General features: G+C 73.6%; 13 protein-coding genes. 5 read left to right on the forward strand and 8 right to left on the reverse strand.

Annotated elements, in window-relative coordinates; genetic code table 11:
* Positions 1-28: 28 nt before the first annotated feature.
* Positions 29-4798 carry an FxSxx-COOH system tetratricopeptide repeat protein gene (gene fxsT, locus AB0G79_RS11525; protein ID WP_360804302.1) on the forward strand — a complete coding sequence of 1590 codons (4770 nt, stop codon included), beginning with the start codon at positions 29-31 and terminating at the stop codon, positions 4796-4798.
* Between the two features lie 33 nt (positions 4799-4831).
* Here fxsT and AB0G79_RS11530 read toward each other — a convergent pair whose 3' ends face one another.
* The 3 genes from AB0G79_RS11530 to fxsA are packed head-to-tail and all read right to left on the reverse strand — an operon-like array spanning position 4832 to position 7562.
* Positions 4832-6085 carry an HEXXH motif-containing putative peptide modification protein gene (locus AB0G79_RS11530; RefSeq protein WP_360803897.1) on the reverse strand — a complete coding sequence of 418 codons (1254 nt, stop codon included), beginning with the start codon at positions 6083-6085 and terminating at the stop codon, positions 4832-4834.
* Complete coding sequence (locus tag AB0G79_RS11535) at positions 6082-7302, reverse strand: FxsB family cyclophane-forming radical SAM/SPASM peptide maturase (protein WP_360803900.1); 1221 nt, start codon at positions 7300-7302, stop codon at positions 6082-6084. Before AB0G79_RS11535 ends, AB0G79_RS11530 begins: the two co-directional genes overlap by 4 nt.
* A 2-nt stretch (positions 7303-7304) precedes the next feature.
* The gene (gene fxsA / locus AB0G79_RS11540) at positions 7305-7562 is read right to left on the reverse strand and encodes an FxSxx-COOH cyclophane-containing RiPP peptide (protein WP_360803903.1); all 258 of its coding nucleotides are present in this window, start codon (positions 7560-7562) and stop codon (positions 7305-7307) included.
* A gap of 399 nt (positions 7563-7961) precedes the next feature.
* Here fxsA and AB0G79_RS11545 point away from each other — a divergent pair, with 399 nt between their 5' ends.
* A complete protein-coding gene (locus AB0G79_RS11545; protein ID WP_360803906.1) occupies positions 7962-9542 on the forward strand; it encodes a chloride channel protein in 1581 nt (526 codons plus the stop codon).
* Here AB0G79_RS11545 and AB0G79_RS11550 read toward each other — a convergent pair.
* A complete protein-coding gene (locus AB0G79_RS11550; RefSeq protein ID WP_360803909.1) occupies positions 9503-9964 on the reverse strand; it encodes a CU044_2847 family protein in 462 nt (153 codons plus the stop codon). The two genes, AB0G79_RS11545 and AB0G79_RS11550, sit on opposite strands and share 40 nt — an antisense overlap.
* A gap of 155 nt (positions 9965-10119) precedes the next feature.
* Here AB0G79_RS11550 and AB0G79_RS11555 point away from each other — a divergent pair, with 155 nt between their 5' ends.
* A complete protein-coding gene (locus AB0G79_RS11555) occupies positions 10120-11058 on the forward strand; it encodes a hypothetical protein (RefSeq protein WP_360803912.1) in 939 nt (312 codons plus the stop codon).
* 170 nt (positions 11059-11228) lie between these two features.
* Positions 11229-12749, forward strand: coding sequence for a catalase (locus AB0G79_RS11560; RefSeq protein WP_360803915.1), 1521 nt, complete (start codon positions 11229-11231; stop codon positions 12747-12749).
* A 65-nt stretch (positions 12750-12814) separates the two neighbouring features.
* Here the strand turns inward: AB0G79_RS11560 and AB0G79_RS11565 are convergent, their stop codons facing one another.
* The gene (locus AB0G79_RS11565; protein ID WP_360803918.1) at positions 12815-14161 is read right to left on the reverse strand and encodes a PHB depolymerase family esterase; all 1347 of its coding nucleotides are present in this window, start codon (positions 14159-14161) and stop codon (positions 12815-12817) included.
* Positions 14162-14561: 400 nt separating this feature from the next.
* Here AB0G79_RS11565 and AB0G79_RS11570 point away from each other — a divergent pair, with 400 nt between their 5' ends.
* Positions 14562-15332, forward strand: coding sequence for a hypothetical protein (locus tag AB0G79_RS11570; RefSeq protein ID WP_360803921.1), 771 nt, complete (start codon positions 14562-14564; stop codon positions 15330-15332).
* Between the two features lie 39 nt (positions 15333-15371).
* On the opposite strand, the gene AB0G79_RS11575 is transcribed toward AB0G79_RS11570, so the two are convergent.
* The 3 genes from AB0G79_RS11575 to AB0G79_RS11585 form a co-directional block, all read right to left on the reverse strand.
* Entirely contained in the window at positions 15372-16280 is a 909-nt protein-coding gene (locus AB0G79_RS11575) for a TIGR03943 family protein (RefSeq protein WP_360803924.1), read from the reverse strand.
* Positions 16277-17323 (reverse strand): permease, encoded by a 1047-nt coding sequence (locus tag AB0G79_RS11580; protein WP_360803927.1) that lies wholly within the window; start codon positions 17321-17323, stop codon positions 16277-16279. Before AB0G79_RS11580 ends, AB0G79_RS11575 begins: the two co-directional genes overlap by 4 nt.
* Before the next feature lie 326 nt (positions 17324-17649).
* On the reverse strand, positions 17650-18120 hold the full coding sequence (locus AB0G79_RS11585; RefSeq protein WP_360803930.1) for a nuclear transport factor 2 family protein: 471 nt from the start codon (positions 18118-18120) through the stop codon (positions 17650-17652).
* Between the last annotated feature and the right edge of the window lie 34 nt (positions 18121-18154).

Genomic DNA, 18154 nt, shown 5'->3' on the forward strand with positions numbered 1-18154 from the left:
GTGGGCGGAGGCGATCTGGCTCGCGGAGGTGATCGGGGAGGAGGAGGGGCCGCCGGGCCCCGACCGTGACCCCGGCCGCCAGGGCGGCGGTGCCGCCGCGTCCTCCGGACCTTCCCGGCCCTCGCGTACGGCAGGTGACCCGGCCGGAGCCGCAGGCGCCGGGACCCGCGTCGGCACGGACGCGGGAGGGGGAGCGGGAGCCGTCACCGGAGCGGGCTCGTCGAGCGTTGCCGACGGTACGGATCACCCCGCGGACCCGGGCGCGGACCCTGGCTCGGACTCGGGAGCGGACCCGGAGTCAGCCCCGGAGTCAGCCCCGGGCTCGGACCCGGGCCTGGACTCAGCCGGCGCTGCCGGCGCCGGCACCGCTTCCCCCGCTCCCGGAACCGGTGCCACCGGCGCGGCCGTCCCCGACGGTCGGGTGCCCGCCCTCCCCCGGGTCTCCCACACACTGTCCACCGGCCGGGGCGCCGTCACCGGGGAGGAGTTACCGGGTGTGCTCCAGAGCCCCCGGAACCTGTCCCGCGCCCTGCGACCCCTCAACCGCCGCCTGCCGGGTGGCGCCCGGCGGCGGGTGCTGGACGAGGAGGCGACCGCGGTACGGGCGGTCGAGACCGGTCACTGGGACCCGGTGCTCACCCGGCCGCCCGACCGCTGGTTCGAGGTGGCGCTCGTCGTGGAGCGCAGCGTGTCCATGACGGTGTGGCAGCCCGTCGCCCGGGCCTTCGCGGAACTGCTGCGCATGCAGGGCGCGTTCGCCGACGTACGGCTCTGGACGCTGGACACCCGGGACGGCAAGCACGCGGTGCTGCGCTCGGCCGACCGCGGGCTGCGGCACAGTCCGGCGGAGCTGTTCCATCCGGACGGGCGCCGGATCGTCCTGCTGATGAGCGACTGCGTGGGCGACGCCTGGGCGTGCGGAGCCGTACCGCGGCTCCTCCACACCTGGGGCAGACGCGCGCCGGTCGCCGTCCTGCAGCCCCTTCCGACCCACCTGTGGGACCTCTGCGAGGGCGTGCCGAGGGAACTGCGGGTGCGCGCCTCCGCGCCGGGCCTGCCCAACGCCCGTCTGGAACTGCTGCGGCACGGACGGTGGGAGCGTCCGCGCGACAGCGACCCGGCCGATCCGCTGCCCGTCCCCGTGCCCGTACTGGAGCTGGAGCCCGACTGGTTCGCCGGCTGGGCCCGGATGGTGACCGGGGGCGCACTGCCCTGGGCCGAGACGACGTCGCTCCTGGTGGACGAGAAGGGGCTCACGGCGCACTGCCTGCCGCCGTTCTCCTGGGAGGAGCGGCGCCGGCCGGTCCCTCCGGACCTGGCGGTACGGCGGTTCCTGCAGCAGGCATCGCCGGCGGCACGGCGGCTCGCCGCCCGGCTGGCGATGGTGCCGCTGCGGCCCGAGGTGGTGGAGGCGGTACGCCAGGGGCCGGCCGCGGTCGGCGGACCGCTGGCGTTCGCTGAGATCCTGTTGGGCGGGCTGCTCTCCTCGCGCACCACGGCCGGTCCGGGCGGGACCGGCGAGGAGTACGCCTTCGAGTTCCTGGACGGGGTGCGCTCCCGGCTGCTGCGCGGCATCGGCCGCACCGAACTGCTGCGCACGCTCCAGGAGACCTCCGCTCTGGCCGGCCACGCGGTCGGCGCCCGGCCCGACCTGCTGAGCACGGTGATCGGCAGCCGGGAGGAGCTCGACGCGGACACCCTCACCGACCTGGACCGCGAACTGCTCGACGCCGCGGGACCCGCGCTCAGCGCGCTCGGTCCACCCTATGGAGTGGTTTGGCACCCGGTTCGCGGGACGACGCCGTTCGGTCCCGTCACCACCGGGGAAGAGGTGCCGCGGGAGGAGGGCCCGGCGGACGGCGTCCCGGCGGACGGCGCTCCGGAGCCCGGGCGGGCGGTCGGCGGCCCACACCCCGGAGGCAGGGCGGGAATCGAAGCCGAAGGCAAGGCCGGAACCGCGAAGGGAACCACGACCGAAACGGAAACCGAAGCCGACGCCGGAGCCGGAGCCGACGCCGACGTCGCCCCCGACGCCGAAGCCGAAGCCGAAGCCGACGCCGACGCCGCCCAGGACAACGACACCACGTCCCCGAACGCAAAGGACACCACCAGCATGGAACCCCCATCGGCGGGCGGCACCGCACCGGATTCCACGCCCCCCGTCGCCGCCCCCGGCGCCGAACCCGGCGGCACCGGCACCGCCTCGGGCACCGCCTCTGGGGCCGGAGCCTCCGCCGGAGCCGGAGTTGGATCCGGAGCCGGCTCCGGCGGAGGGCCGGGCTCCTCGGGCCAGTCGCCTTCCGGACAGTCCCGCTCGCCCCGGTCCGTACCCCTGCCCAACCCGCACTTCGCCGGGCGCGAGGCCGAACTGAGCGAACTGCACCGACAGTTGGGTTCGAGCACCAGGGCCGCCGTCCTGCCCCACGCGTTGCACGGCCTCGGGGGCGTCGGCAAGACACAGCTCGCGCTGAAGTACGTCCAGCTGCACCGGCACGAGTACGACCGGGTGTGGTGGATCGACGCCGAGCAGCCCGCCGTGATCAGGGCCCAACTGACCATGCTCGCACCCGAACTCGGTCTGGTACCCGACCCGCAGAGCGACACGGTGGCCCGCGTGCTGGCCGCGCTGGCCTCGGGCGCGCCGCACAGCCGCTGGCTGCTGGTGTTCGACAACGCGGGACAGCCCAACGAGGTCATCCCGTACCTGCCGTCGCTGATCGGCGACTCCGAGGGGGCCGGGCGCATCCTCATCACCTCGCGCCACGCGGGCTGGTCGGACCGGGTCCTCGCGACCAGGGTGGACGTGTTCACCCGCGCCGAGAGCCGGGCCTTCCTGCGGGCGCGCGCACCCTGGGCGAGTTCGGAGCAGGCGGACCAACTGGCGGACCTCCTCGGCGATCTGCCGCTCGCCCTGGAGCAGTGCGCGGCGCTCCAGCGCCAGACGGGTATCGCGGTTCCGGACTTCCTGGCGATGATCGAGCAGCGGCGGGCCGAGGTGCTGGCCGAGGGCGTCGACTCGATCACCCTGCCGGTGGCGGTGGTGTGGCGGGCCTCCATGGACGCCCTGTCCGCCCAGACTCCGGGCGCGCTCGAACTCCTGCGCCTGCTGGCCTTCTTCGGGCCCGAGCCGGTCGCTCAGGCCTTCCTGCACGACGCGAGGATGCTGCCGTTGCCACCGGCGCTGATGCGGCTCGCCCGCGACCCGCTCGCCCGGGGGCGCACCATCCGGGCGATCAACCAGTTCTCGCTGCTCACCGTGGACAACGTGGCGGGCACGGTGCAGATGCACCGACTGGTGCGGGCGGTCCTCCAGGACGAGCTGTCGGCGGAGGAGCAGAGCGACATGCGCCACCTGGTGCACCAGGTCATCGCCGCGCACGATCCGGGTGACACCCAGCGGCCCGAGCACTGGCGGAACTACGCCGACATCCTTCCGCACCTGGAGCCGACCGGGCTGCCGCGGTGCGAGGACCGGCACATCCGGGACACCGCCATCCACCTGATCTCCTACCTGCTGGCGCGGGGTGTGCTGCGCGGGGCGGCGCAGCTCGGCGAGCGGATCAGCACGGAATGGCGGTCGCTCCTCGGCGAGGACGACCTCCAGACCCTGTGGGCGACGCGCTACCGGGCCAGCGCGCACTGGCAGTTGGCCGAGTTCGCCACCTCGCGGCCGTTGAGCGAGGAGGTGCTGCGGCGGCTCCGGGAGACCGTGGGCGACGACCACGAGTACACGCTCACGGCCGCGGGCGCGCTCGCCGCGGACCTGCGGACGGCGGGCCGGTTCGCGGAGGCGATGGGCCTCGACGAGGACGCGTACCGGCGCAGCGTGAACGTGTACGGTGCGGAGGATCCCTTCACCCTGCGGGCCGGGCACAACTACGGGGTGAGCCTGCGGGTCAACGGGCGCTACGGCGAGGCGCTGGACCTCGACCGGCGCGTCTACCGCGACCGCCGGACGGTCCTCGGACTGACCGCGAGCTCCACCCTCTTCTCCGTCAACAACGTGGCCCGCGACATGCGTGAGTGCGGCGAGTACGCGGCCGCGCTCGAACTCCAGGAGGAGACGCTCGCGCAGTACCGCGCGCAGTTCGGGGACCGGCATCCGCACACCATGCGGGCCATCAAGAACATGTCGGTGACCTGCCGCAAAGCCGGCCGGTTCGAGCGGGCGCGGAGGCTGGCCGAGGAGGCGCTCGACCTGTACCTGACCATCTTCGGGGCCCAGCACATCGACTCGCTGGCCGCGTTCGCCAACCTCGCCAACGACCTGCGGCTGACGGGCGACACGGAGGCCGCGGAGCGGCAGGGCGCGCAGGCCGTGGAGCGGTACCGGGAGGTGCTGGGCGCCGAGCATCCGCTGACGTACGTGGCCGCCGTGAACCACGGGGCGGCGCTGCGCGCGGTGGGCAGGTTCCCGCAGGCGCTCCGGCTCGACCAGGCGACCGCCCCGGGGCTCGAACGCGCGTTGTACGAGACGCATCCGTGGCCGCTGCTCGCGCACGTCAACCTGGCGACCGGGATGGCGAGGACGGGCGACCACGAGTCGGCGCGCGACCTGAGCGCGCGGTGTGTCCGGACACTGGAGGACCGGTACGGGGACCGGCATCCGGCGACGTTGGCCGCTTCGTGCAACCTGTCGCTCGACCTCGTGTCCTGCGGAGAGGAGGAGCGGGGCACGGAACTGCTGGCCTCGGTGGTGCGCCGCTACCGCGACACGCTGGGCCCCGATCACTGGGAGACGTTGTCGGCGGCGGAGGGGCGGCGGGCGGAGTGCGACATCGAGCCGCCCCCGCTGTGAGGTCCGGGCGTCCCCGTCCGCGGGGCGGTCCCGTCACGGGAGCGGGCACCGGTCCCCCTCCGGCCAGGAGGCGAGTACGGCCCGCAGGGCCCCGAGCAGCCGTCGGCCGTCCTCCGTCGTCCAGTCGTCATGGGCGGTGAGGACGGCCAGTGCGGCGGCGGCGGTGCGCCTCCAGTGCTCGTACGGCCGGCGGGCGGCGGGGTTGCCGAGCCGCAGTTCGGTGCGCCAGAAACCCGCCGTGACGAGGAAGGCGGAGCCGCCGTGGAGCAGCGCGGCGGGTGGCCGGGGCCGGCCGCTCCAGGGGGCGTCGGCCCGCGCTCCGGGCGGTGAGTCGAGGAGTTCGACGAGGTCCGCCGCGGCGTAGAGCAGGGAGTGCTGGGTCTCGTGGACGAGATCGGCGGCGAGTTCGACCGGGTCGTCGACCGGGGAGAGCACCACCAGTCCGGCCGCGTCGCCGAACGAGGCGCTGCGCCAGCCGGTGCGGTCCTCGCCCGTGAGCGGCACGAGCACGCGCAGCACCTCCGCGACCGTCCCGGCCCGCTCGGGATGACGAGACGTCAGCACGCGCCAGGACGCGCCCAGTCGACGGGTCCAGCCCGCCTGCTCGGCAGGGGGCAGGGGGCGGGGAGGCAGGGCCGGGGAGCCGCCGAGGCGCAACGGGTCGAGGCTGTCGAGGCGTACGGTGGCCCGCTCGTCGAGTCGTATCCGCGGCAGGGGGAACCAGCCGCCTCCCCCACCGACGCCGTGGAGCGCCACGGGCCGGTCCTCACCGTCCCGTACGACCCGGGCGCCGTTCCGGTCGCGCAGGACGGTGGCGGTGCGGGGGCCGGGCTCCGGGAAGAGGACGGCGCCGAGTCCGGGCAGGACCAGCGCCGCGCCGTCCGCGACCGGGACCCGGAGCCGGAAGCGGATCCCGGCGCGGAGTGCCGCCGCGGCGGCGAACCGGGCCAGCTCGGCGGCGGGTTGGCCGCCGGCGTCGCGCACGTCCGCGCCCCCGGGGGTACGGGGCAGGGCGTGGCGTCCGAGCCAGGCGCCCGCCTCCGGGCCGCCGAGCACGTCGGCGAAGACCTCCGGTCGGTCCCGGCGGACCTCGGCGAGCAGGGCCACGGCCGCCGCCCAGCGCGGATCGGACCGGTACCGCCGGTGGGCGACGCGGAGCAGCAGGAGGTTGCGGTTGCGGCGGGCCGTGCGCAGGGCGGCGAGGACGGCCGGCCCGGGGACGCCGGCCGCCAGGGGCTGCCAGAGGTCCTGCGGGGTGAGGAGCGCGGGCGGAGGGCGAACGCTCACCCGCCGTGCCTCGCACCCCGGCCGCCGGAGGTGCCGGCGGTCTCCGCTCCCGGCCTCCCGGCGGGCGGGGCGTCGGCGGCGACGGCCTTCGCCACGTGCCCGATGAGGCGGACGAGGTCCGGGCAGTACACGGACGGGTTGTCGTGGCCCGCACCGCCGGATCCCTCGCGGTAGCGGTGCGGATAGTGGCCACCGCCGCACACGGCGACCAGCGGGCAGGCCCGGCAGCCCGCGCAGAGGCCCGCCCGTCCGGCCTGGCGGGCTGCGACGCCCGGGTGGCGGAGCAGCGCGTCGAACGGGTCGCGGTGCACGCTGAGCCCCGTCCGGTCGGCTCCGTCGTACGTCGTCTTGAGGTGGTCGGAGAGGGTCAGCGAACCGTCGGTGTCGATCACGGCGAGCCGGCTCGGGGCGCCGCCGATCGCCTCGCTGCCGGATTCGCCGCCGAGGAGGAGGTCGATCACGGAGTCGAAGAGGGTGACCCGTGGTGCCCGGCCGGCGCTCGCGTACCAGCGGTCGAAGACGGGGACGAGCCAGTCGGCGTACGGGGTGCGGGTGGGGTCGGGGACGCGGCCCGGCGGGGGGACGGTCCAGTTGCCGAGCGGCAGGATGAGGGTGAGGGCGGGCGGATCGTACGAGAGCAGGTGGTCGTAGGTGGCGAGCGGGTCGGTCGACGGGTCGACCGTGGTGAGCAGTCCGGCCCAGAGCGGACGGTGTTCGGGACGGGCGAGGAGTCGCAGCGCATCGGCCACCCGCGCGTGGCTGCCGCGGCCGGCCGGGTCGCGGCGGTGCCGGTCGTGGACGGCGGGCGGGCCGTCGAGACTGACCCCGATCCGGATGTCCTCCGTGTGGCACAGCCCGAGGAGCGTCTCGTCGAGGAGGGTGCCGTTGGTCTGGAGAGCCACTTCCGCACGGGTGGCGGCGGGCAGGGCGGTCCGCAGTCCGCGGACGAAGCGGGCGAGGAACTCCCCTCCCGCGAGGAGGGGTTCGCCGCCGTGCAGGATGACCCGGACGGAGGGCAGGGCGTGGCCGCGGGCGTGCTCGGCGATCCGCCGGACGACGCGCCCGGCGGTCGCCGGTGCCATGCCGACCGGCTGGGAGCGCCAGCCCCGGTCCGCGCTCTCGTACACGTAGCAGTAGCGGCATGCGAGGTTGCAGCGGCTGTGCACCTTGACCAGGAACTCCCGGAACGGGAGCGGCGGTCGGAGGTGGCCGGGCACGGTCACGGCGTCGGGTCGTCGGTGGGTACGGCGGACGAGTCGTAGGCGGCGATCGGCGCCTCCTCGGCGGTCAGCCGGTCGAGGACGCGCCGGGCGGCGCGGGCGAGGACGGGATTCGGCGCGTCGAGGAGCTCCTCCAGCGACAGCTCGGACAGGTCGGGGAGGGCCGGGAGGGCCGGGAGGGCCGCGGGGGCGGGTGGGACGGGGAGGTCGGGGAGGGCTTCGAGATCCGGGGGGCCTTCGGGATCGGGCCGGCTCACGAGGCCCGCCGGCCCCGTCGCTTCCGAAGCCCTCGCGGGCAGGTCGACGTCCGGACCTCGCTCGAGTGGACCGGCCCTCATGCGCTCCCCCTGTCGCGCTCGTGTCCCACAGCCCGTCCGCCTCCGGCGCCGCCGCGCCGCGTCGAGCGCGGAGCCGTGCGGGCTCCTCCCCGTGTTCATGGCCAATCAGCGACGCGGTCAAACTGATGGCCGATCATCGATGGCGTGATCGAGGCGGCCCGGGCGGTCGGCCGAAGCGGCGAGGCGATGGAGCGCTCGCCCCCTCCCCTGCGCCACAATGCTAGGCGGCACCGTCCGAACAACCCGGGGGATCCGATGAGTTGGAAGAGAAGGACCGCAAGCCCTCGCTCGACCGCCGGGCGCCCTCTGCCGCGGCCCGTGGCCCGGTTCTTCCCCTCTCCGGAGGCCTCGGCGGACCCGCTGTCCCGCTGGATCGTGCCGTCCCTTCTGATCGGCGTGGTGGCGGGCCTCGGCGCGGTGGCCCTGTTCGGACTGCTCCACCTGTGCACCGTGGTGCTCCTTGAGGGCATCGCCGGGTTCCGCCCGTACCTGACCTCCGCCGAGGGCGGTCCCCGTGACCTGATCCCGTCCGAACGCCCCTGGGCCGTCCCGCTGGTGGCCGCCGGTGGCGCGCTGCTCGCCACGGCGTTCGCCGTCTGGCTGGCCCCCGAGGCACGCGGGCACGGCACGGACGCGGCGATCGCCGCCGCGCACCACGACCCCACGGGGATGCGCGGCCGGGTGACGGTGGTCAAGCTGGTCGCGTCGGCGCTGACCATCGGCTCCGGCGGATCCGGGGGTACGGAGGGGCCCGCGGCGCAGATCTCGGCGGCGTTCGGATCGGTGATCGCCCGCCGTACCGGCATGTCGCGCCGTCAGGCCCGTACCGCACTCGTGATCGGACTCGCCGCGGGCGTCGGCGCGATCTTCCAGGCGCCGCTGGGCGGGGCGCTGCTCGGCGCCGAACTTCTGTACCGCAGGGACATGGACGCGCGGGTGCTTCCGAAGGCGCTCGTGGCGGCCTGTGCGGGATGGCTGGTCTTCGGCGGGTTCTACGGGTTCGCGCCCGTCCTCGGGCGGCACGCGACGGACGGGCCGGGACTCGGGGTGGGCGACTTCGCCCTGATCGCCGTCACCGGTCTGCTGTGCGGCCTGGCCGGACGGCTGTACACGGGCACCTTCTACGCCGTGCACCTGCGCGCCGAGGCCCGTGTGCGGTCCCTGCCGGCCAGGATCGCCGCGCCGGTGGCCGCCGCCCTGCTCGTGGGACTCCTCGGGCTGATCGTGCCGGGGGTGCTGGGCACGGGCTACGGCCTGATGGAGGCGCTCACCGACCGCGAGGTCGTCGCGGGCCTTCCCGTCCTGCTGCTGCTCGCCATCCCGCTCGCGAAGATCGCGGGCACGGCCCTGACCGTCGGCTCCGGAGGCTCGGGCGGCATCTTCGGACCGTGCATGGTCGTGGGCGCGGGAACGGGCGCGCTCGCCTGGCGCCTGGGCGAGGCACTGGACCTGCCGTCGGCGGGACCGCTGCCGTACGTGGTCGTGGGCATGGCGGCCTGCCTGGGCCCGGTGGCCAACGCCCCGCTCGGCGTGCTGGTCATGGCGACGGAGATGGTCGCGGACGCCTCGCTCCTGGGTCCGGGGATGCTGGCGGTCCTGTGCGCGTCGGCGGTGACGGGCCGTACGACGCTGTACCGCAGCCAACTGGAACGCCGTCCGCCGGAGACCCCCGAGCCCGAAGCGACGCGGACCCGGAGCACACCGGCACCGGCATCCGCTCCGGCACCGGCACCCGCACCGGCGCCCGCATCCGAACCGGCACCGGCTCCGGCACCGGCAGCGCCACCCGCGCCCGCACCTGCACCGGGCTCGGGACCGGGGCCCGAACCCGTCACCGGGCCCTCGGTCCCGCCGATGGCTCAGCCGTCGCCGGCCGCCCCGGCCTGCGCTTCCGACTGATCTCCGCTCCGGTCCCCGTTCCGGTCTCCGCCGTCACCCGCGGCCGAGGCGGCCTCGACCTCCTCGGTCCGTCGCGCCTGGTCGCCGCGTTCCCAGACCATCTTCACCTTGAGGTGCCCCTCGACCCCGGTCCGGGCGATGACCGCACCGGTCTCGACGTTGAACTTCACCCCGAACTCGAGTTCCACGGTCGAGGGCGGCGCGGGCAGGGACACCATCCGTTCCAGCGTCCGCCCGGCCATCTCACGGATCCGGTCGATGCCTTCCTCGAACCGTCCCGCCGCGACCTCCACGGCCCCGCTCCCGCTTCCCGACCGGTCACGCATCCGGGCCCGCACGATCTCCGGGTCCTGGTCCTCGAAGGCCACGTACACCGCGGCTTCCCCGTCACCGAGTTCGAACCGCGCCAACTCCTCCGGCATGCCGCCCCCCTCCGGTCCGGGCCGCGTTGCCCGGCGTTTCATCGTACGGCGGGACGGGCCTTCCTTCCCCCGCCCGGGTGGCGGCGCACCTCGTGCGCAACGCGGCGAACGAGTCCTCGCTCCGGGTGGCGGGCCGCGATGAGAGGCTGGCCCGCGTGGAGGAACCCCCTGCCGACGCCCCGGAATCCGCACTGAGCCGTTTCGTGCTGCGGGCAGCCCTGGCGGATCCGGCCCACCTGCCCGAACTCCTCGCCAACTTCGCCGTCCGCCACCTCGGACGGCGTGCCGTCGACTCGGTCGCCCGTGCCCGGACCGGACACCCGGAGGCGGGTGCGGCGGAGCTGCGCACCATGGTGATCACGCGGGGCCGACGGGTCAGCCAGACCGAGGGCGCCTTCGTGGGCGGTCCGCTGCTCGTGCTCGCCCCGTTCGCGTTCTGCGCGGCGCTCCTCACCCAGAGCCGGATGGTGCTGGAGCTGGCGGCGGTGGCCGGGCGGGAGGCGACCGATCCGGCCCGGGCGGCCGAGCTGCTGGTGATCCAGGGCGTGTACCCGGACGAGGAGCGGGCCGCGGCGGCGCTGGAGGCCGCCGCGGCGAAGGCGCGGCCCGATGCTCCTCCGGGTCGTACCGCCGCGCTCGTGATCCTGGTGAAGCGCATGGCGTACCTGCTCGGCCTCGTCACTCCCGATCAGCGGCCGGTCTCCGCGGCCGTCCGGATCTGGCGGTGGGTGCTGGTCGGTGCGGTGCTGCTCGTCGGCCTCGTCGCCCCGCTGATCTGGCTGCCCTACCTCGGCCACTCCTACCACCGGGCGACGCAGGACCTCGGCGAGCGGGCCTCCCGGTACTACCTGGGCGAGACCGTCCCGCCTCCCGTCGCGACCGATCGGGCCCGACCCGCGCTCGTGGGCGGCATCGTCAACGCGCTGCTGTCCCTGGTGGTGCCGATCGGCACGGTGGTGTTCCTGGTCCTCGCCGACGTACGGCTCATGGGCAGCCAGTACCCGGCGATCGCGGTCTCGCTGATCGTCCTGACCTTGGCGGTGAACGCGGCCTGGTACGTGCGTCGCCGCCGCCGTCGCCGTTCGGCTGCCTGACCGCCGGGTCCACGCCTCCGGGTGGCGGCCCGGTCCGCACCCGTTCGCGTACGGCGGGGCCGCCGCCCCGGTGGAGCCGGACTTTCGCCTGATCAGGGGGCGTCCCCGAGTAGCGGCTTTCGGCGCGGAGGAAGAGGGTAGGCGTGCGTGACAACGAAAGGCAGGTAGCGATGACCGACAGCCGACCCGCGACGACAACCGATTCCGGCGCGCCGGTGGAGAGCGACGAGCACTCGCTCACCGTGGGACCGGGAGGTCCCGTCCTCCTCCAGGACGCCTACCTGATCGAGCAGATGGCGCAGTTCAACCGGGAGCGCATCCCGGAACGCCAGCCGCACGCCAAGGGCAGCGGCGCGTTCGGTCACTTCGAGGTCACCCACGACGTCAGCCGGTACACCAGGGCCGCGCTGTTCCAGCCCGGGGTCCGCACCGATCTGGTCGCCCGTTTCTCCACGGTCGCCGGCGAGCGCGGCAGCCCGGACACCTGGCGCGACCCGCGTGGATTCGCACTGAAGTTCTATACGTCCGAGGGCAACTACGACATGGTCGGCAACAACACGCCGGTCTTCTTCGTCAAGGACCCCATGAAGTTCCAGCACTTCATCCGCTCGCAGAAGCGCCGCGCGGACAACAACCTGCGCGACCACGACATGCAGTGGGACTTCTGGACCCTGTCCCCGGAATCGGCGCACCAGGTCACCTGGCTGATGGGCGACCGGGGCATCCCGCGCAGCTGGCGCCACATGAACGGTTACACCTCGCACACCTACATGTGGATCAACGCGTCCGGCGAGCGGTTCTGGGTGAAGTACCACTTCAAGACGGACCAGGGGATCGAGTTCTTCACCCAGCACGAGGCCGACCAGATGGCGGCCGTCGACACGGACTACCACACGCGGGACCTCTTCGAGCACATCCGCGACGGCGAGTTCCCCTCCTGGACGCTGCACGTCCAGGTCATGCCGTACGAGGAGGCAGCCGGATACCGCTTCAACCCCTTCGACCTGACGAAGGTGTGGCCGCACGGCGACTACCCGCTCATCCCGGTCGGCCGGATGACGCTGGACCGCAACCCCACCGACAACCACGCCGAGATCGAACAGGCCGCCTTCCAGCCCAACAACCTGGTCCCCGGCATCGGGCCCAGCCCCGACCGCATGCTGCTGGCCCGCCTGTTCTCCTACGCGGACGCCCACCGGCACCGCATCGGCGGCAACTACCAGCAGCTCCCCGTGAACGCGCCCGTCACCGAGGTCCACACGTACTCGAAGGACGGGGCGATGGCCTACCGCAGGACCACCGACCCGGTCTACGCCCCGAACTCCAAGGGAGGCCCCGCCGCCGACACCGAACGGTACGGCTCTCCGCCGAGCTGGGCGGCGGACGGCGAGATCACCCGGGCGGCCTACGTCTCCCACGCCGAGGACGACGACTGGGGCCAGCCCGGCACGCTGGTGCGCGAGGTGATGGACGACGCGGCCCGTGACCGCCTCGTCGACAACGTCGTCGGCCACCTCCTCAACGGCGTCAGCGAACCCGTCCTCGAACGCGCCTTCACCTACTGGTCGAACATCGATCAGACGATCGGCCGGCGCATCGAGGACGGAGTCCGCAGCAAGGCCGACGAGAAGGACCCCAAGGCGGCGGAACAGGGCAACCCGGCCCGGAGCTCCATGCAGCACAAGGCCTGACTCCGCCGACAATGCGGCCGGCACTGCGGCCGGCACGCGTGCCGGCCGCAGTGCGGGCCGTCGCCTCAGCCCATGGTCCACTGCTGGTTGGTGCCGCCGCTGCAGGACCACAGCTGGACCGGCGTGCCGTCGGCGGTTCCCAGGCCGGCCACGTCCAGGCAGAGACCCGACTGCACGCCCGTCACCGTGCCGTTCGCGTTCCACCGCCACTGCTGGTTGGACTGGCCGTTGCAGGACCAGACGATCACCTTCGTGCCGTTGGTGGTCCCCTTGGCGCTGGCGTCCAGACAGAGCGTGCTGCCGCCGACGTTCACGGTCAGCTGGTTCGTCGCCGTCCGCGTCCAGGTCTGGTCGGCGCCGCCGTCGCAGGTGTGGATCTGCTGCTGCGTGCCCGGTGTCGTGCTCGCGTCGGTCAGGCACTTGCCCGCGGCCACCGCACGCACTGCGCCGGTCGTGCCGCCGGAGGGCGCCGCGTCCAGGCCCATGAAGTGAATCGCGTCGGCGGCCATCCTCGTTCCCTGAACCGGCAGTTGGTGCCCTGTTCCGGCGAGGCTGTACGCCTCGACCTGGGTCACGCCGGCACGGTTGTCGTACCGGGTCCTGGTCCAGTTGGCCGCGGGGGTGTCGGTGGCCGACGGCGTCTGGCTCACACCGAGGACGTCGGTCCACTGCTTGACCGCTTCACCGAGGTTGTTGTGGCTCAGGATGGTGTCGGCGGTCCCGTGCCACAGCTGGACGCGCGGCCGCGGGCCGGTGTAGCCGGGGTACGCGGTGTTCCGGACCAGGCCGCCCCACTGCTGCGGGGTCATGGAGACCCGCCCCTGGGCACAGGCCGAGTTCCAGCCGCGCACCGTGCCGGTGGCGAAGCAGTGGTAGGGCACGCCCATGAACGCCGCCCCCGCCTTGAAGACGTCGGGGTAGTTGGCGAGCATCACGTTCGTCATCATGCCGCCCGAGGACTGACCGGTCACGTACACGGCGTTCGGGTTGCCGCCGTAGCGCTGCTGCACGTAGGTGATCATCGACATGAGCCCGACCGGATCGCTGCCGCCGTTGCGGGTCAGCGCCTGGTCCGAGGAGACGTCCCAGCAGCTTCCGCCCGGGTTCGTCGAGGGATAGATGACGAGGAACCCGTACTTGTCCGCCTGGGAGGCGAAGTCGGTGCTCGCGTACATGCCGGGGCCCGATCCCTGACAGCCGTGCAGGGCGAGCAGGACCGGCGGGTCGGACCTGACGCCGTCCGGCACGTACAGGTGCATGTGGAGGCCGGTCGGGTTGGTGCCGAAGTTCGTGATCTGGGTCAGCGAGGCGGCGGCGGCCGGTGGGGCCGCCTGCAGGCTCAGGCCGAACGCGACGCCGAGCGCGGCGACGATGCCGAGCAGTCGGGTGACGAGCGAGCGGGATGGGGACATGGGACCTCTCCGTCGGGATTGCCGAGAGCATGAGAGGGGTCCGGCGCCACCGCGGAGACAACGCGCCGATACTCGCGCCGGGCGTCCCGTCCCGTCAACAGCCGTGCCAGGAAACGGCGGAGACGGTTCGGGACCGCTTCGCGCGTGCGCGGGGGTAGCGCAACGCAACTCCCGTGCACTGACGGCGATTTCACTGGTGGTGCTCGTGGAGAGCGCTTGCTCCGCAGGCAATGTTAGCGCTAACATCTTCTGCGAGGGGTCCGGCGCCCACCCATTCCCCCTTGGCAACTCCCGTCCCGCGCAACCGTTCCACCCCGCCGTGCGTCTTTCCTCGACGGGCGGCTCCCGCACCGGCACCGCGGCCGTCCTCGCTCTTCACCGCCCAGGACCGAGGAGATCCATGGCCGACACCGTCCACTCGCTCGTCGCCCGCCTTCACGACCTGCTCGTGACCCACGTGAGTGACGGGACCTCCGACATCGTCCCGGGCCTCCACGACGTCGTCGCACGGAGCTCCGCGCTGGGACCCGACGGGGCGTGGATAGCCGCCGCGGCCCACGCGAACCTCAGCGGGACGGCCCTCGTGCAGGGGCGCGCGGACCGGGCGATCTCCCACCTCGAAGCCGCGGTGGCGGCCGGCTACAACGACTGCGTGGCCCTGCACGCCGGCCCCGCGCTCCCCCTTCACCACGCTCCGCGCTTCCAGGCGCTCTACCGGCGCATGCGCATCACCGAGGACGACCTCGACGAGCTGTACTGGCTGCATCAGGAGATGCGGATCGCCGTGAGGGACGCGCGGGACGCGACGGTCGACAACGTCGGGCGCCTCGACACCGGCGTGTCCCCTCTCCCGCAGGCCCCGCTGCCCACCCGCGAACCGCACACCCAGGGCGTCCTGGCCACCCGCGTGGACCTCGCCGCGCTTCAGTCCGCGCTCCAACGGGCGGCTCTCAAGGCGGAGTTCCAGCGGAGCTCCGGAATCACGAGCCTCGATCTCATCGACGGCTCATGGGACCGCCCGAGGGCCGCGCTCGACGCCTGGCACGCCGACGCGCTGGACACCCGGCGCCAACGGGCGGCCGAGGCCCGGGCCTTCGTCGAACGTCCCAGCGCCGGTTCGTCGCTCCTCGGCCCCTGCCCTCCGCTGGGCTCCCTCACGTACCCGGCCTGACCGGCCAACGGGCCGGGGCGCGCACCCCGGCCCCGGTACTCAGGAGTCCGTCGGCGGCGCGTCCTGGTAGGGATTGCGCGGCTCCGCCACGGACTTGAGCACGCCGACCTCCACGATCGGCACGGGCCTGTCCGGAGCGACGTCAGCGGCCCTCCACACACCGGTGACCTCGACCCAGGTGTCGTCGGCCGGTGCCGTGACGCCACGCATCTCCACGCGCAGCGTCCGCGCGTCACCCGCACAGCAGCCGACTTTCAGACGGTTGAGGTACCAGGTGTCCGGAGTCTCGCCGGCGGTGACGAATCCGATGAGACGGATCTTGCGGCCGCGCAGACCCGTCGAGTCGTACATCGTCCGGCCGATGAACTCCTCCAGCGCCATGGGGGTGGTCGGCGCGTCCGCCAGTTCCTCGTAGGCGGTCCTCTCGACGCGAGCCGTCCCGCCCTCCCGCGAAGCGGTGTACGAGCCCAGCGCCGGTGGCGCGACGAAGAGGAGGGTGAGGGCCGGGACGGCGAGGAGCCAGGCGACGCGGGAGCCTCCGCCGTGCCCGCGCCCATGCCCGTGCCCGCGCCCGCGCCCGTGCCCGCGATCGTGATCGTGATCGTGATCGTGATCACTCCCGTCACCGTGACCGTGCTCGCCGTGGCCCTCCCCATGGCCGTCGGCCGGATGGTGCCAGTACCTTCGGCCGGACGCGTCCCTTCGCAGCACCGGTTGCCGCAGGCGGCGCGCCACCTCGGCCCCGATCCCCGCCAGGCCCAGGACGGCCAGCAGGACCCCGGACGCGACGAGGTAGGGCCACAGCCCCTCCTTCACGTACCGGAGGTACACGTCACTGCCCACGGTGGCGCGCAGCAGGCCCGCACCGGTGAGCACCAGCAGCAGGGGCAGGCCCAGTTCGCTCAGCGGGCGCCGCTCCTCCACGGGGGCGGGGGGTCGTCCGGTCACAGCAGTACGCCTCCGACGAGTACGCAGCAGAGGACGGCCACGACGAACGTGGCGGCGCAGAACCGCACCGCGAACGCTCGCCCGAAGGCCCCCGACTGCAGGGCGATGAGCTTCATGTCGACCATCGGCCCGACCACCATGAAGGCGAGGCGGGCGGTGGGCGAGAAGCCCGTGAACGAGGCCGCGACGAACGCGTCCGCCTCCGAGCAGACCGACAGCAGCACCGCGAGGACCGCCGCCACGAGGACGCCGAGCCACGGCGAGTCCGAGAACACCTCGAGGACGGACGGCGGTACGAGGATGTTGAAGGTCGCCGCGGCCATGGCGCCGACCACCAGGAAACCGCCCGCGTGCAGGAAGTCGTGCTGAAGGCCGCGGCGGAAGGCGGCCAGGCGGCTCGATCCGGGCGCGGCCTCCGCGTGCCCCGTCGGCAGCTTCAGCCACTCCTCGCGGCCCAGTCTGATCCACAGCCAGCCCATCGCGACCGCCGTCACGAGGGAAGCGCCGAACCGCGCGGCCACCATCTCCGGACTGCCGGGGAACGCGATGGCCGTCGAGACGAGCACCACAGGGTTGACGGCGGGCGCGGCCAGCAGGAACGTCAGTGCCGCCGCCGGCGCCACGCCCCGCCGCATCAGGCTGCCCGCGACCGGTACCGAGGCGCATTCGCAGCCGGGGAGCACGACGCCGGCGGCACCGGCCACCGGCACGGCGAGGACGGGGTTGCGGGGCAGGATCTTCGAGAAGGCCCTCGCGGGGACGAACGCGCCGATGGCCGCCGAGACGACGGTGCCGAGCAGCAGAAACGGTACGCCTTGCACCACGATGGCGAGCAGGAGCGTCCGCCACGCCCCGATCGCCGCGAGCCCGAGCACCCGCTCCAGCCACGGGCCGACCGGCACCATGACCAACGCGGCCCCGACCGGAATCGATCCGATCGCTCCGACCCTCGCCCGGTGCCGCGGCTTCGGGGCGACCGCCGCGTCCGGGGGGTCGGGGCGTGGTGGTGATGCCGTCGCCGTAACTGCCGAGCTCTCGGCCACGCCGCGCCCCCTCGCTCCTGGTCCACCGGGATCCGGCGGACGCGCCCCGCCCGCCCGGAGGTCGCCCGGCGCGAGCGGGCACACAGTAGCTGATGACATTCATGTTCAACTAGATCCGGACGGGCCATTGAAAATGGATGCCATGAGCGTTTAACGTCTGCCTCGTCCGCGTGCGGCTCCCCCGGGACCGCGAGGGGGACCGGGAGGGTCGCACGCGGCGTCAAGGACGCCCGCGAGAAGGACGCCTGCGCACACGAAGGGGCCGACAGGCCGCCCGGCGACGCCGGGCCCCGCACATTCCGGGCCGCAGCGGACTCCACCGGGGGCTACAGGCCGAGATCGGACAGGCCCGGGTGGTCGTCGGGGCGGCGACCCAGCGGCCAGTGGAACTTGCGCTCCCCCTCCGCGATCGGCAGGTCGTTGATGCTCGCGTGACGCGTGCGCATGAGGCCGTTGTCGTCGAACTCCCAGTTCTCGTTGCCGTAGGAGCGGAACCACTGGCCGGAGTCGTCGCGGTGCTCGTAGGCGAACCGCACCGCGATGCGGTGCGTGTCGAACGCCCACAGCTCCTTGATCAGGCGGTAGTCCAGCTCGCGGTCCCACTTGCGGGCCAGGAACTTCCTGATCTCGTCGCGGCCGGTGACGAACTCCGCACGGTTGCGCCATCGCGAGTCCGGCGAGTAGGCGAGGGCGACCCTCTCGGGATCGCGGGTGTTCCAGCCGTCCTCGGCGCCGCGCACCTTGCCGATCGCCGCCTCGCGGGTGAACGGCGGGAACGGGGGACGCTGTTCGGTCATGACACGCACTCCTCTGCAAAGCCTCGAGCGACGA

The sequence above is a fragment of the Streptomyces sp. NPDC020807 genome, from assembly GCF_040641575.1.
GTDB lineage: Bacteria > Actinomycetota > Actinomycetes > Streptomycetales > Streptomycetaceae > Streptomyces.

Coding starts and splice junctions, on each gene's coding strand:
- AB0G79_RS11550 (WP_360803909.1), bottom strand. CDS start 9,964: ATGCCGGAGGAGTTGGCGCGGTTCGAACTCGGTGACGGGGAAGCCGCG.
- AB0G79_RS11560 (WP_360803915.1), top strand. CDS start 11,229: ATGACCGACAGCCGACCCGCGACGACAACCGATTCCGGCGCGCCGGTG.
- AB0G79_RS11565 (WP_360803918.1), bottom strand. CDS start 14,161: ATGTCCCCATCCCGCTCGCTCGTCACCCGACTGCTCGGCATCGTCGCC.
- AB0G79_RS11570 (WP_360803921.1), top strand. CDS start 14,562: ATGGCCGACACCGTCCACTCGCTCGTCGCCCGCCTTCACGACCTGCTC.
- AB0G79_RS11585 (WP_360803930.1), bottom strand. CDS start 18,120: ATGACCGAACAGCGTCCCCCGTTCCCGCCGTTCACCCGCGAGGCGGCG.